11 protein-coding genes are annotated in these 14,566 nt (G+C 66.0%); 6 read left to right on the top strand and 5 right to left on the bottom strand.

The features are described 5' to 3' along the window. Positions 1-98: 98 nt before the first annotated feature. The 3 genes from ACU0DV_RS13095 to ACU0DV_RS13085 form a co-directional block, all read right to left on the bottom strand. The gene (locus ACU0DV_RS13095) at positions 99-821 is read right to left on the bottom strand and encodes an STAS/SEC14 domain-containing protein (RefSeq protein WP_446241576.1); all 723 of its coding nucleotides are present in this window, start codon (positions 819-821) and stop codon (positions 99-101) included. 127 nt (positions 822-948) lie between these two features. Further along, positions 949-1,329, bottom strand: coding sequence for a rhodanese-like domain-containing protein (locus ACU0DV_RS13090; RefSeq protein ID WP_100928513.1), 381 nt, complete (start codon positions 1,327-1,329; stop codon positions 949-951). An 11-nt stretch (positions 1,330-1,340) separates the two neighbouring features. After that, a complete protein-coding gene (locus ACU0DV_RS13085; protein ID WP_446241575.1) occupies positions 1,341-2,237 on the bottom strand; it encodes an MBL fold metallo-hydrolase in 897 nt (298 codons plus the stop codon). A gap of 216 nt (positions 2,238-2,453) precedes the next feature. Here ACU0DV_RS13085 and ACU0DV_RS13080 point away from each other — a divergent pair, with 216 nt between their 5' ends. The 6 genes from ACU0DV_RS13080 (at position 2,454) to lpdA (ending at position 13,070) form a co-directional block, all read left to right on the top strand. Continuing rightward, a complete protein-coding gene (locus ACU0DV_RS13080; protein WP_100928511.1) occupies positions 2,454-3,677 on the top strand; it encodes a urate hydroxylase PuuD in 1,224 nt (407 codons plus the stop codon). Positions 3,678-4,045: 368 nt separating this feature from the next. Further along, positions 4,046-5,941: a DNA mismatch repair endonuclease MutL gene (gene mutL / locus ACU0DV_RS13075; protein ID WP_446241574.1), complete on the top strand. Its 1,896-nt coding sequence runs from the start codon at positions 4,046-4,048 to the stop codon at positions 5,939-5,941. Beyond that, positions 5,938-7,104 (top strand): DNA recombination protein RmuC, encoded by a 1,167-nt coding sequence (locus ACU0DV_RS13070; protein ID WP_446241573.1) that lies wholly within the window; start codon positions 5,938-5,940, stop codon positions 7,102-7,104. Before mutL ends, ACU0DV_RS13070 begins: the two co-directional genes overlap by 4 nt. A 234-nt stretch (positions 7,105-7,338) precedes the next feature. Next, complete coding sequence (aceE, locus tag ACU0DV_RS13065; protein ID WP_100928508.1) at positions 7,339-9,999, top strand: pyruvate dehydrogenase (acetyl-transferring), homodimeric type; 2,661 nt, start codon at positions 7,339-7,341, stop codon at positions 9,997-9,999. Between the two features lie 21 nt (positions 10,000-10,020). After that, positions 10,021-11,313 (top strand): dihydrolipoyllysine-residue acetyltransferase, encoded by a 1,293-nt coding sequence (gene aceF, locus ACU0DV_RS13060; protein WP_283981537.1) that lies wholly within the window; start codon positions 10,021-10,023, stop codon positions 11,311-11,313. 5 nt (positions 11,314-11,318) lie between these two features. After that, the gene (gene lpdA / locus ACU0DV_RS13055) at positions 11,319-13,070 is read left to right on the top strand and encodes a dihydrolipoyl dehydrogenase (protein ID WP_446241572.1); all 1,752 of its coding nucleotides are present in this window, start codon (positions 11,319-11,321) and stop codon (positions 13,068-13,070) included. Positions 13,071-13,163: 93 nt separating this feature from the next. Here the strand turns inward: lpdA and ACU0DV_RS13050 are convergent, their stop codons facing one another. Together ACU0DV_RS13050 and ACU0DV_RS13045 are read right to left on the bottom strand one after the other, a co-directional pair. Next, complete coding sequence (locus tag ACU0DV_RS13050) at positions 13,164-13,814, bottom strand: ChrR family anti-sigma-E factor (protein ID WP_100928506.1); 651 nt, start codon at positions 13,812-13,814, stop codon at positions 13,164-13,166. Further along, the gene (locus tag ACU0DV_RS13045; protein ID WP_446241571.1) at positions 13,811-14,491 is read right to left on the bottom strand and encodes a sigma-70 family RNA polymerase sigma factor; all 681 of its coding nucleotides are present in this window, start codon (positions 14,489-14,491) and stop codon (positions 13,811-13,813) included. Before ACU0DV_RS13045 ends, ACU0DV_RS13050 begins: the two co-directional genes overlap by 4 nt. Between the last annotated feature and the right edge of the window lie 75 nt (positions 14,492-14,566).

Genomic DNA, 14,566 nt, shown 5'->3' with positions numbered 1-14,566 from the left:
AGGGACCGGGGTCTGGTCCCTTGCCGCGGGGATCGCGTGACGGCCCGGCGAGGCGGCCCCGGTTCCGGCCGGGGCCTGTTCTTTGCGAGCGTGCCGGCTCAGGCCTTGATCCAGGTCTTGGCGGCGTCGAGATCGTCCGGGTCGAAGTGCTTGACCTTCGCGCCCGACAGGTGGCCGAGACCGCGGGCGGCGAGTTTCTGCCAGGACGCCTTGCCCACCACGGCGGCCTTGTCGATCAGGTCGTAGTGGTTGCGGGCGATGCGGAAGTGCTGGTTCAGCGCGGCCAGCCCCTGCCAGCCGTCGAATTCCGTCAGGTCGAGGAGCAGGCGGAAGCGCGGGTTGGCGCGCACGAAGGCGTCCATGTCGCGCTCTTCCTCCTCCATCACCGCCGGGTCGAGCCTGCCGACGAGCTGGACGTGCAGCACGCCGTCGCCGAGGTCGGTCTGGTGCATGGCGCCCAGCGATTCCTGCAGCCAGCGGCGCGCGTCGTCTTCCTGGCCCGGCGCGAAGGTGCGGACGGGGCAGGGCATGACCGGGCCGAAGCCGCGCACGAGGCGCATCATCCAGCCGGGCTTGCCCACGACCGCGACGCGGTCGAAGCCTTTCCAGTGCCGCATCCCGAGCTCCGCGTCGTCGAGCATCGCGCCGATGGAAAACTCGGCGTCGTCCTCGATGACGGTCAGGATGCGGATGCGGTCGTGTTCCTCGATCGCCTTGTCGAGCGCGGGGATGAGCCGGTCCTCGTAGTCGTCCTCGCGGATGCGGCCGGACATGCGGACTTCGTAGTGGCCCTTCGGGGGCAGGGGGGTGATGGTGATCATGGTGCCTCTCCTTCTGGGGGACCCCCGGACAACGCCCGGGGGACCTTCTGGTTTCAGCATGCCATTGCGCAAGCCGCGTGACGTTGCGCTGGATCATGTGGCCGCCCGGGCGGCGGCCATCGGGCGCTCAGCCGGCGGGCACCTTCTTCGGCGCGCCGGAGCCCATGTCGGTGCCGGTGTAGGCCTTCTTTGCCTGCTTCCAGGCGCCGAAGCCGCCCTCCATATGGGCGATGGTCTTCACGCCGGCCTCGATGGCGGCGCGGCTGACCTTCTCGGATCGCACGCCGGAGCCGCAGTGGAACACGATGCGCTTGTCGGACTGGCCGGGCAGGGCATCGGCCCTGAAGAAGGCCATCGGCATCAGCAGCGCGCCCTCGATGTGTTCGAACATGTATTCCTGCGGGGTGCGGACGTCGATCAGGACGATCTCGCCCTTCTGCATCGCGGTCTCGACCTCGTCGGGGGTCCATGTCTCGAACGTGGCGTCGTTTATGGTTTCGGTCTTCATGATCTGTCTCCTCAGAACCTGTTCGCGGGGATCTTGAAATAATGGTTGCCGTCGGACTCGGCGGGGGGCAAGCGCCCGCCCCGGAGGTTGACCTGCAGCGCGTGCAGCATCCGGTCGGGCAGGGACAGCGTTGCGTCGCGTTCGTCGCGCAGCTTGCGGTACTCGGCCTCGGTCACGTTGCCGCCGATGTGCTTGTTGCGGGCGCGGTGCTCGGCCACGGTGGCCTCCCAGGCCGGGTCCTCTCGCCCGTCCACCGGGGGATAGTCGTGGCCGACATTCAGGCGGGTGTCGTCGGGCAGCGACAGGATCGCCTGCAGCGAGTCCCACAGATCCTTCGACGAGCCGCCGGGGAAGTCGGCGCGCGAGGTGCCTGAATCGACGTGCATGAAGGTGTCGTGCACGAAGGCGGCGTCGCCCATGACATAGGTGATCGAGCCCAGCGCGTGGCCGGGGGAGAGCATGACCGTCACGTCGATCTCGCCCAGCCTGAAGGTGTCGCCGTCGGCGAAGAGCCGGTCGAAGTCGCGGTCCGGCTCGAAGGCCTCGGGCAGGTTATAGAGCTTGCGCCAAAGTTCGGCGATCTCGTGCACCTTCTCGCCGATGGCGGTGGGCGCGCCGGTCTGTTCCTTCAGCCATGCAGAGGCCATGAGGTGATCGGCATGCGGGTGGGTGTCGAGGATCCACTCGACGCTGAGCCCCTTGTCCCTGACGAAATCCAGCACTTCCTGCGCGCTGTCCGTGCGGGTGCGGCCCGCCGGTGCGTCGAAGTCGAGCACCACGTCGATCAGCGCGGCCTTCTTCGTCGCGGGGTCCGCGGCCACGTACATGATGGATCCGGTGTCGGAGTCGTAGAAGCCTGTGACCTCGGGCGAACCTGTGCCGGTCGATGGGCTGGTTCGGGTGAACATGGGTGTCTCCTTGTGTCTTTGCGTTGTGTCGTTGGCGTGTTTGATATTCACGTAGTCGAATATAAACGGGGAACAAGGGGGCCGGTTCCACGGCGGATCGCTGCCCTTTTTCTGCGCAGGCGAAAAGACCTGTCGTCGCAAGGCACTTAACGGGGCTTTGCAGCCGGCGCGGCGGCGGGCTAACTTCGTGGAAAATACGAAAAAGAGGGACACGGCATGTACGATTTCGCCACCATCGGCGCCTGGATGGAGTTCGCCGTCCGATGGCTGCATGTCATCACCGCCATCGCCTGGATCGGGTCGTCGTTCTATTTCATCGCGCTGGACCTCGGGCTGCACCGGGACCGCAACCTCGCCTCGGGCGCGGACGGCGAGGAATGGCAGGTGCACGGCGGCGGTTTCTACCACATCCAGAAGTACCTCGTGGCGCCGGACCAGATGCCCGGCGACCTCGTGTGGTTCAAGTGGGAAAGCTACTGGACGTGGATCTCGGGCTTTGCCCTGCTGACCATCGTCTATTACTTCGGGGCGGAATTCTACCTTGTCGACCCGAGCGTCGCGGATATTGCCGGGTGGCAGGCGATCGGCATCTCGATACTGTCGCTGGTGCTGGGCTGGGTGGCCTACGACCAGATCTGCAAGTCGCCCATCGGCAAGAACATGAACCTGCTGATGGTCGTGCTGTTCGTCATCATCGTGCTGATGGCGCTGTTCTACACCTCGGTCTTCAGCGGGCGGGCGGCGATGCTGCACCTCGGCGCCTTCACCGCGACGATCATGACCGGCAACGTGGTCAACATCATCATCCCGAACCAGAAGATCGTGGTGGCGGACCTGCTGGCCGGGCGGAAACCCGATCCGAAGTACGGCTACATCGCCAAGCAGCGGTCCACGCACAACAACTACCTGACGCTGCCGGTGCTGTTCCTGATGCTGTCGAACCACTACCCGCTGGCCTTTGCGAGCGAATACAACTGGCTGATCGCGTCGCTGGTGTTCCTGATGGGGGTCACGATCCGGCATTTCTTCAACACGATGCACGCGCGGAAGGGCAATCCGCACTGGACGTGGCTGGCCACCGCGATCCTGTTCATCATCGTGATGTGGCTGTCGACCGCGCCGCTCTACCGCGACGATCCGGTGGAAGAGGCGCAGGGCGCGGCGTTGCGCTATGCCGAGGCGGAGGGCTTCGACGAGGTGCACGACATCGTGCTGGGCCGCTGTTCGATGTGCCACGCGGCGGAACCGGGATACGGTCCGTTCCTCTGGCCGCCAAAGAACGTGCGGCTGGAAACCGCGGACCAGATCGCGCGGCAGGCGCGGGCGATCTACCTTCAGGCGGGCGTGACGCATGCGATGCCGCCCGCCAACCTGTCCTACATGGAAGAAGAAGAGCGCGCTGCCATCCGTCGCTGGTTCAGGGCGGCGGAAGAGGGCTGAGGGACAAGAGATCCGGCTGGGGCCAGGCGTCGCCGTCTTGCCCCGGTCTTGATGAAACGGCCCGCGTCTCTGCGCGGGTCGTCGTTATTTGCGCGCGACAGAAACCGGCTGGAACCAGGTCTTTGCGAAGGCTTCGCCGTACAGAGACGAAATCGTTTCGAACGCAATCAGGGGCACTAGCATCTTCGTTTCCTTTCCCTTGTGAACGCTAACATATTCCTTAAACTTTATTAACGCAAGAAAGTTTCGTGGGGCATGATACAAAGGTACATATGTTGCCCCAGTATCACGTATCACCGTTAAGATTTCGTCACGGTACGCGCGGCGCATGGTTCCAGAATCGGCATGGCCCTGCTAGGTCTGGTGGCATGAATACCCATGACCCCAATATGCGCCCGGTTATCCGACAACTCGACGACGCGGCTGTCAACCGTATTGCGGCGGGCGAGGTGGTCGAACGGCCTGCCTCGGCGGTCAAGGAACTGGTGGAAAACGCCATAGACGCGGGCGCGCGCCGGGTGGGAATCGAGATCGCGGACGGCGGCAAGACCCTGATCCGGGTCACCGACGACGGGTGCGGCATGACCGGGGCGGAGCTGCCCCTGGCCCTGTCGCGCCACGCCACGTCGAAGATCGATGGCTCCGACCTGCTCGACATCCACTCCTTCGGCTTCCGCGGAGAGGCGCTGCCCTCGCTGGGCGCGGTGGGGCGGCTGACGCTGCAAAGCCGGGTGCGCGGCGAGGCCGGGGTGGAGCTTTCGGTCGAGGGCGGCGCGATGAGCGCCGTGAAACCCTGCGCGCTGAATGGCGGCACGGTGGTCACTTTGCGCGACCTGTTCTACGCCACCCCCGCGCGGCTGAAGTTCCTGCGCACCGACCGGGCGGAGACGCAGGCGATCTCCGACACGGTAAAGCGGCTGGCGATGGCGGAACCGGGGGTGGGCTTCACCCTGCGCGACGTGTCCGGCGGGGGCGACCGCGTCACCTTCCGGGTTGAGCCTGAGACCGGCGACCTCTTCGATGCGCTGCGCGGGCGGCTGTCGCGGATCATGGGGGCGGAGTTCACCGACAACGCGCTGGCGGTGGAGTCGGAGCGCGAGGGTTTCCGCCTGACCGGCTATGCCGCGCTACCGACCTATTCGCGCGGCACGGCGGTGGCGCAGTACCTCTTCGTCAATGGCCGCCCCGTCCGCGACAAGATGCTGATCGGCGCGCTGCGCGGCGCCTACCAAGACTTCCTGTCGCGCGAACGGCACCCTGCGGTGGCGCTGTTCGTCGATTGCGACCCGCACAAGGTGGACGTGAACGTGCACCCGGCGAAGTCCGAAGTGCGCTTCCGCGATCCCGGCGTGGTGCGTGGCCTGATCGTGACGACCCTCCGTCACGCGCTGGCGCAGGCGGGGCACCGGGCCTCGTCCACCGTGGCGGCGGCGACGCTGGACGCGATGCGCCCGGAGGCCGGGCAGTCCTACGCGTCGCACCCGCATGCGGCGCTTGGCGCGGGGCCCGAGCCGGTGAGCGGCCCGCGCGTCTATCAGATGGACCGCCCCTCGCTTGGCGCACGCGCGGCGGCCTACCGGGCGCAGGCCCCGGCGCCGGGCTTCGCCGATCTCGGCGACAGCTTTTCCGGCCGCGTGGTCGAGACGGCGCCTGTGGCCGAGACCCCTGCCGAGGATGTGACCCGCCGGCCCCTGGGTGCGGCGCGCGGGCAGGTGCACGAGAACTACATCATCGCCCAGACCGAGGACGGTGTGGTGATCGTCGACCAGCACGCGGCGCACGAACGGCTGGTCTATGAAAAGCTGAAGCGCCAGATGGCGGAAAACGGCGTGCCCGCGCAGGCGCTGCTGATCCCGGACGTGGTCGACCTGTCCTCGGACGACGCGGCGCGGCTGCTTGCCGTGGCGGACGACCTGTCGCGCATGGGCCTGACGGTGGAACCCTTCGGCGCGGGGGCCATCGCGGTGCGCGAAACCCCCGCGATCCTCGGCGAGGTGGACAGCCAGGGCCTGATCCGTGACATCCTCGACGAGCTGGACGACATGGGCGAAACCTCCCTCGTGCAGGAAAAGATCGAGGCGATCCTGAGCCGGGTCGCCTGCCACGGCTCCATCCGGTCCGGCCGCGTCATGCGGGCCGAAGAGATGAACGCGCTGCTGCGCGAGATGGAGGCGACTCCCCATTCCGGCCAGTGCAACCATGGCCGCCCGACCTACGTGGAACTGAAGCTTTCCGACATCGAACGGCTGTTCGGGCGCACATGATCGCGTTGGGCGGGGTGACGCTGGACCTGAACGATCCGCTGATGCTGGCCGGGCTGGCGGGTGTGGCGGTGGTGCTGCTGATCCTGCTTCTGCTGGTGATGACGGTGCGCGCGGCGGGGCGGTCTGCCCGGGCGGTGGAGCCGCTGGGCCAGTTGGCGCGCCGGGTGCAGGCCCTGTCGGACGGGCAGGAGCGGCTGGCCGGCGGCCTGCATCACGTGAGCGAGGCGCAGGCGGCGAGCCAGTCGGCGATGATCCAGTTGATGGAGCAGCGGCTGGCAGAAGTGCAGGAGCGCATGGCCGAGAACCTGCACGGCTCTGCCCGGCGCACGGCCCGCTCGCTTGGCGAATTGCAGGAGCGGTTGCAGGTCATCGACAAGGCGCAGGCCAACATCACGCGTCTTTCAGGCGACGTGCTGTCATTGCAGGACATCCTGTCGAACAAGCAGACGCGCGGCGCCTTCGGCGAGATCCAGTTGACCGATATCGTGTCGAAGGCGCTGCCCTCGGACAGCTACACGCTGCAGGCGACGCTTTCGAACGGGCGGCGGGCGGATTGCCTGATCCACCTGCCGAACCCGCCGGGGCCGATCGTGGTGGACGCGAAGTTCCCGCTGGAGGGCTACGAGGCGATGCGCCGCGCCGACACGCCCGAGCAGGTGACCCGCGCCGCGCAGGCCTTCCGGATGTCGGTCCGCAAGCACATCCGTGACATTTCCGACCGCTACCTGATCGAGGGCGAGACGGCGGATGGCGCGCTGATGTTCCTGCCGTCCGAGGCTATCTACGCCGAGCTGCACGCCAATTTCCCGGAGCTGGTGCGGGAGGGGTTCACCGCCCGCGTCTGGATCGTTTCGCCGACGACCTGCATGGCGACGCTGAACACGATGCGGGCGATTCTCAAGGATGCCCGGATGCGGGCGCAGGCGGGGGCGATCCGGAAGGAGTTGCACGCGCTGTCCGGCGATCTGGAGCGTCTGGGCATCCGTGTCGGCAACCTCGACCGGCATTTCGGGATGGCCGCGAAGGACATCGAGGACATCCGCATCAGCGCCGACAAGGCCGGTAAGCGCGCGAGAAGGCTGGATAATTTCGATTTCGAGGAACTGTCCGAAGAGCCTTTGGTGCTGACCGACCGTGCCGCGCAGCCGCTTCCGCAGAAGTAGTTTAACACTGAACTATTAGCTATGCGCTCCGTGTCCGAAGTTATGCGCCCTGCGCATGGACGTTATGCGGCGGGTAATCTGCCGCTCCGTCACGCCCCCTGATAGACCCCACTTTAACCATGGGAGGATTGTGCTAGGCTTCTCCCCAATGGGCAGTTTGCTTCGGCAAGGCTGTGAAATTGTTTAGAGCTAAACCAATGCCGCACTGCGGCATCGGTGGCAGGAGGAGAATACATGAAAGACGCTCCCCAGGATCTTGATCCGGTCGAATCCCAGGAATGGCAGGAAGCCATCGAGGATGTGATCGAGCGCGACGGTGCGGACCGTGCGCATTTCCTGTTGGACAAGGCGGTTCAGCGCGCAAGGGCAGCCGGGGCAAGGCTGCCCTTTTCTGCGACGACCCCTTACCAGAACACCATTTCGCCGGACGACGAGGTCGACATGCCCGGCGATGCGGAGATGGAATGGCGCATCCGCACCATCAACCGCTGGAACGCCATGGCGACGGTGGTGAAGCGGAACAAGGAATCCTCCGAATACGGCGGCCACATCGCGTCGTTCGCGTCCTCTGCCGCGCTCTATGACGTGGGCCTCAACCACTTCTGGCGCTCCAAGAGCGCGATCCACGGCGGCGACCTCGTGTTCTTCCAGGGCCACGTGATCCCCGGCATCTACGCGCGCTCGTTCATGGAGGGCCGGATCAGCGAGGAGCAGCTGAAGCTGTTCCGTTCCGAAGTCGGCGGCGAAGGTCTTTCCTCCTACCCGCACCCCTGGCTGATGCCCGACTACTGGCAGTTCCCGACGGTCAGCATGGGCCTTGGCCCGCTGATGGCGATCTACCAGGCGCGGTTCATGAAATACATGCACAACCGCGGCCACATCGACATGGGCGACCGCAAGGTCTGGGCCTTCCTCGGCGACGGCGAGATGGACGAACCGGAATCGCTGGGCGCCATCCACCTGGCCGCCCGCGAAGGGCTCGACAACCTGATCTTCGTGGTGAACTGCAACCTGCAGCGCCTCGACGGTCCGGTGCGCGGCAACTCCAAGATCGTGCAGGAACTCGAGGGCAACTTCCGCGGCTCCGGCTGGGACGTGATCAAGCTGCTCTGGGGCCGGGGCTGGGACGAACTGCTGGAGCAGGACACCTCCGGCAAGCTGCGGCAGCTGATGGACGAGACCATCGACGGCGACTACCAGACCTTCAAGTCGAAGGACGGCGCCTACATCCGCAAGCACTTCTTCGGCAAGTACCCGGAGACGGCCGAACTGGTGAAGGACTGGACCGACGACCAGATCTGGGCGCTGCGCCGCGGCGGCCACGATCCGAAGAAGGTCTACAACGCCTTCCTGCGCGCCACGAAGTCCGAAGGTCAGCCGACCGTCCTGCTGGTGAAGACCGTCAAGGGCTACGGCATGGGCACCGCCGGCGAGGGTCAGAACACCACCCACCAGCAGAAGAAGATGCAGGTGGATCAGCTGAAGGCGATGCGCGACCGCTTCCGCATCCCGGTGACCGACGAGGAACTGGAAAAGGGCGATGCGCCCTTCGTGACGCTGAACAACGCGCAGAAGGCCTACCTTGCCGAGAAGCGCAAGGAACTGGGCGGGGCCTTCCCCAAGCGGTTCACCGACGCGCCGAAGCTGGAGATCCCGCAACTCGATGCCTTCAAGAAGGAGCTGCAGGATTCCGGCGACCGCGAGTTCTCGACCACGATGGCCTTTGTCCGCATCCTGACCACTCTTCTGCGGGACAAGAAGGTGGGCAAGCAGGTCGTGCCGATCGTGCCGGACGAAAGCCGCACCTTCGGGATGGAAGGGCTGTTCCGCTCGGTGGGCATCTACAATCCGAAGGGGCAGCTTTATACCCCCGAAGACCGCGAACAGATGTCCTACTACAAAGAATCGAAGGACGGCCAGGTGCTGCAGGAAGGCATCAACGAGGCCGGTGCCATGGCGGACTGGATCGCGGCGGCAACGTCATATTCCAACCACGGCGTCCCGATGATCCCGTTCTACATCTACTACTCGATGTTCGGCTTCCAGCGGATCGGCGATCTCGCCTGGGCCGCCGGTGACAGCCGTGCGCGCGGCTTCATGCTGGGCGGCACCGCCGGGCGGACCACGCTGAACGGCGAGGGCCTGCAGCACGAGGACGGCCACAGCCACATCCTTGCGGGCACCATCCCGAACTGCATCAGCTACGACCCGACCTTCTCTTACGAGGTGGCGGTGATCGTGCAGAACGGCCTCCAGCGGATGTTCGTGGACCAGGAGGACGTCTACTTCTACCTGACCCTGATGAACGAGAACTACCATCACCCGGAAATGCCGATGGGCGCCGAAGAGGGCATCATCAAGGGCCTCTACCGGATGAAGAAGGCCGACAAGCCCGCCAAGAAGCACGTCAACCTGATGGGCTCCGGCACGATCCTCGTGCAGGCGATCAAGGCAGCGAAGATGCTGGAGGAAGACTTTGCCGTCACTTCCGACATCTGGTCGGCGACCTCGTTCAACGAACTGGCCCGCGACTATCAGGACTGCGAGCGGCACAACCGTCTCAACCCCTTCGCGGAAGAGCGCGTGCCCTACATCACCCAGACCCTGACCAACGTGCAGGGCCCGATCGTGGTGGCGACCGACTACATGAAGAACTACGCCGAACAGGTGCGCGGTGCGGTCAAGCAGCGCTTCACCGTGCTGGGCACCGACGGCTTCGGCCGCTCGGACAGCCGGGTGAACCTGCGCAAGTTCTTCGAGGTGGACGCCAACCACATCGCCGCCGCGGCGATGGTGGACCTGTGGCGTGAAGGCGTCGTCTCGGACAAGGATCTCGAGGCGGCCATGAAGAAATACGACATCGACGGCGGCAAGCCGAACCCGCGTTTGGTTTGACGGCACGAGGAGGGAATACGAATGGCAACCGAAGTTAAAGTGCCGGACATCGGCGATTTCACCGATGTCCCGGTGGTCAGCATCCTTGTGAGCGTCGGCGACACCGTCGCGGAAGAGGACGCGCTGATCGAGCTGGAATCCGACAAGGCGACGATGGAAGTGCCGTCGTCGGCCGCGGGCAAGGTGAAGGAGATTCTCGTCTCCGAAGGCGACAAGGTGTCCGAAGGCACCGTCATCATCCTGCTGGAAGGCGACGACGCGGGCGCCGCCAAGGAAGAGAAGTCCGAGGCGCCCAAGGAGGAGTCGAAGGACACCTCCAAGAGCGAATCCAAGGACGCGCCGAAGGAGTCCTCGTCGTCGCAGCAGGCCGCCCCGGCGCCCTCTGCCGTGACCGACAAGGGGTTCAACAAGGTCCACGCCTCGCCGTCCGTCCGGGCATTCGCCCGCCGGGTCGAGGTCGACCTCGCCCATGTGAACGGGTCGGGCCGCAAGGGCCGCATCCTGCGCGAGGACGTGGAAAAGGCGCTGAAGGGCCAGGCGGCGCCGGCTGCGGGTGCACCCGCGGCGTCCGGCGGCATGGGCATTCCGCCGATCCCGAAGGTCGACTTCTCGAAGTTCGGGCCTGTCGAGGACGTGGAAATGCCGCGGATCAAGAAGATCTCCGGCCCCGCGCTGCACCGCTCGTGGCTGAACATCCCGCATGTCACCCACAACGACGAAGCCGACATCACCGAGCTGGACAAGTACCGCAAGGAAATGGACACGATGGCCAAGGAAGACGGCTATCGCGTCACGCTGCTGTCCTTCGTGATCAAGGCCTCGGTCTCGGCGCTGAAGGAGCACTGGGAAGTGAACTCGTCGATCCACCCGGACGGCGACAAGCTGATCAAGAAGGACTTCTACAACATCGGCTTCGCGGCGGACACGCCGAACGGCCTGATGGTTCCGGTCATCAAGGACGCCGACCGCAAGGGCCTGGTGGAGATATCGAAGGACCTGATGGAGCTCAGCTCCAAGGCCCGCAAGGGGGAGCTGAAGTCCGGCGACATGCAGGGCGCGACCTTCACCATCTCGTCTCTGGGCGGGATCGGCGGTACGTCCTTCACCCCCATCGTGAACGCGCCGGAGGTGGCGATCCTCGGCCTCACCCGGTCGAAGATGGCCCCGGTCTGGGACGGCGAACAGTTCGTCCCGCGCCTCATGCAGCCGCTGTCGCTGTCCTATGACCACCGTGCCATCGACGGCGCGCTTGCCGCACGCTTCTGCGTGACGCTCAAGACGCTGCTCGGCGACATGCGCAAGCTGATGTGGTGAGCGACATGGACATCAAGGTACCCGATATCGGCGATTTCAAGGACGTTCCCGTGGTCACGGTCCTCGTCTCGGTGGGCGACACCGTGGCGGAAGAGGACGTCCTGATCGAACTGGAATCCGACAAGGCGACCATGGAGGTGCCCTCTTCGGGCGCCGGCAAGGTCAAGGAAATCAAGGTGAAGGAAGGCGACCGCGTGTCCGAGGGCGACGTGATCGTCGTGCTCGAAGGCGCGTCGGGCGACTCCGGCGATCCGGATTCCGGCGACAGCGAAGGCAAGTCCGAGGAGAAGGCCCCCGCCAAGGAGGCGCCGAAGGCCGTCGAGGCCAGCGGCACCGCGACAGGCCCCGGCGACGTGCATGCCGAGGTGGTCGTCCTGGGCTCCGGCCCCGGCGGCTACACGGCTGCGTTCCGCGCGGCGGACCTCGGCAAGTCGGTGGTGCTGATCGAGAAGCACGACAGCCTTGGCGGCGTCTGCCTCAACGTCGGCTGCATCCCCTCGAAGGCGCTTCTGCACATGGCCAAGGTCATCACGGAGGCGGAGGAGACCGCGCACCACGGGCTCAAGTTCGGCAAGCCGGAGATCGACCTCGACGCGCTGCGCGGCTTCAAGAACGAGGTGGTCGGCAAGCTGACCGGCGGCCTCGACGGGCTGGCCAAGCAGCGCAAGGTCAAGGTGGTGAAGGGCTTCGGCAAGTTCACCGGGCCGAACATGATCGACGTCGAGGGCACCTCGGTCAGCTTCGACCAGTGCATCATCGCCGCCGGTTCTGAACCCGTGGCGCTGCCCTTCATCCCGCATGACGATCCGCGGGTGATCGACTCCACCGGCGCACTGGAACTGGCCGACATCCCGAAGCGGATGCTGGTGCTGGGCGGCGGGATCATCGGGCTGGAGATGGCCTGCGTCTACGACGCGCTGGGGTCGAAGATCACGGTCGTCGAACTGATGGATCAGATCATCCCGGGCGCCGACAAGGACGTGGTCAAGCCGCTGATGCAGCGCATCAAGGGCCGGTACGAGAACATCTTCCTCAAGACCAAGGTCACCGGGGTCGAGGCGAAGGACGACGGCCTGCACGTCACCTTCGAGGACGAGAAGGGCGAGTCCTTCTCCGACACCTTCGACAAGGTCCTGGTGTCGGTGGGCCGCCGTCCGAACGGCAAGAAGATCGACGCCGACAAGGCGGGCGTGGCGGTGGACGACCGCGGCTTCATCGCCGTGGACAGCCAGCAGCGCACCGGCGTGTCGCATATCTTCGCCATCGGCGACGTGGTGGGCCAGCCGATGCTGGCGCACAAGGCGGTGCACGAAGGCAAGGTCGCGGCAGAGGTCTGCGCCGGAGAGAAGCGCCACTTCGACGCCCTGGTGATCCCGTCGGTGGCCTATACCGATCCGGAGGTCGCATGGGTCGGCCTGACGGAAACGCAGGCCAAGGAGCAGGGCATCAAGGTCGAGAAGGGCGTGTTCCCATGGGCGGCCTCGGGGCGGTCCCTGTCGCTGGGCCGGAGCGAGGGCATGACCAAGCTGCTCTTCGATCCGGAGGATCAGCGCGTCGTCGGCGGCTGCATCGTCGGCCCCAGCGCGGGCGACCTGATCGCCGAAGTGGCGCTGGCCATCGAGATGGGCGCCGATGCGGTCGACTTGGGCCACACGATCCACCCGCATCCGACCCTGTCGGAGACGGTGAACTTCGCGGCGGAGATGTTCGAGGGCACCATCACGGACCTCATGCCGCCCCGGAAGAAGAAGCACTGAGATCCTGTAGGGTGGGGCTTTGCGCCACCCTCCTTCCGAACGAAGCGGGGCGCGCCGATCACCGGCGCGCCCCTTCTTCGTCGAACCCTGTCACTAGATACGGAACAAGGGCTGCAGCAGACGCGGGAGGAAGCTGCGGAATTTCAGCGGCGCGTCGGTTACGGCAAGACAGATGCAATCGCCCGAGATGTCGGCCACCGGCATGTGCTGGGTGTCGCCGTCGGCGACCTCCACGTCGCCGCGGGCATAGCGGCCGTCCTCGTCCGAAAACGCGCCCTGCAGGACCAGCGTCAGCTCCAGCCCGTTGTGGCCGTGGTCCGGCACGGCGGTGCCCGCCGGGATGTACAGCAGCCGTGCGGTGGCGCCCGGAGCGGTGGGCAGGATCGCCTGCTTCACGCCCATGCCCAGCGGACGCCAGCGCACGTCCTCCAGCCCGCCGCCGATGTAGTCGACCAGCGGGGCCGGAACGACCGGGTCGGTCTTCGGCATGTGGATCGGGCGCTCCTCGGGAGCGGCGCCGCGCACGGCGGCCAGCGCGCGGTCCAGCGCGCCGTCGTCCATCGCCACGGCGTCGGTGTCGTCCAGCAGCGCGCCGCCGACTGCCTCATGCGCCTCCACGGCGGCACGGCAGGTGTCGCACATCGACACATGCGCGGCGACAATCAGGTTCACCGCCTCGGGCAGGGTGCCCGCGGCATAGCCCATCACGAGGCTCTCGGTCAGGTGGTGCGTGATCTCCGTCATCTCTCGTTCTTTCCGTCCATGGCATGGCGCAGGCGGTCCAGCGCGAGCCGAATACGTGATTTTATCGTGCCCAGCGGAAGGCCGGTCTCGGCGGCGATCTCGCTGTGGGTCATCTCGCCGAAATAGGCCTTGTGGATCAGGTCGCGCTGTTTCGGCGGCAGCGCGGCCACGGCGGCACCCAGCGCCTCCGTCTCCTGTTGAAGCCCCAGCATATCCGCCTGGTCAGGGTCCGGTTCCGGCCCCCAGGGCAGGTCCTCCGGCTCCGGCCGGCGGGAGCGGCGCAGCAGGTCGATGCGCTTGTTCCGCGCGATGGTGAACAACCACGTCGCGGCAGAGGCGCGGTCGGGATCGAACTGCGCGGCCTTCTGCCAGAGCGTCGTCATCACCTCCTGCACGCATTCCTCCGCCTGCGCGGCGTCGGCGCCGCTGCGGATCAGGAAGCCCTTCAGCCGCGGCGCGAAATGCGCGAACAGCGCGGCAAAGGCGGCTTCGTCCCGATGGTCGCGAATGCGGATCAGAAGCGCGGCCCAGGTGGCCTGCTCCTCTTCGCGTTCGCTGTCGGACTGTCTGTTCACGGCGGTCCTCTTCGGTCGTCTCACCCTTGATCGCCCGCCGCCCGCCGGGATGGCAGGGGGCAGGGAGTCGCAAGGGTCGGCGGTGTCGGTTGCGGTGAACATGCCCATCTTACGGAGCTGTGCGCCACCCGGATCACATTTTTTTCATCACCGCGTGCGGAGCTTGCGGTGCAGGCC

It is taken from the genome of Sagittula sp., from assembly GCF_052825245.1.
This window is presented reverse-complemented; position numbering and strand designations above follow the sequence as displayed.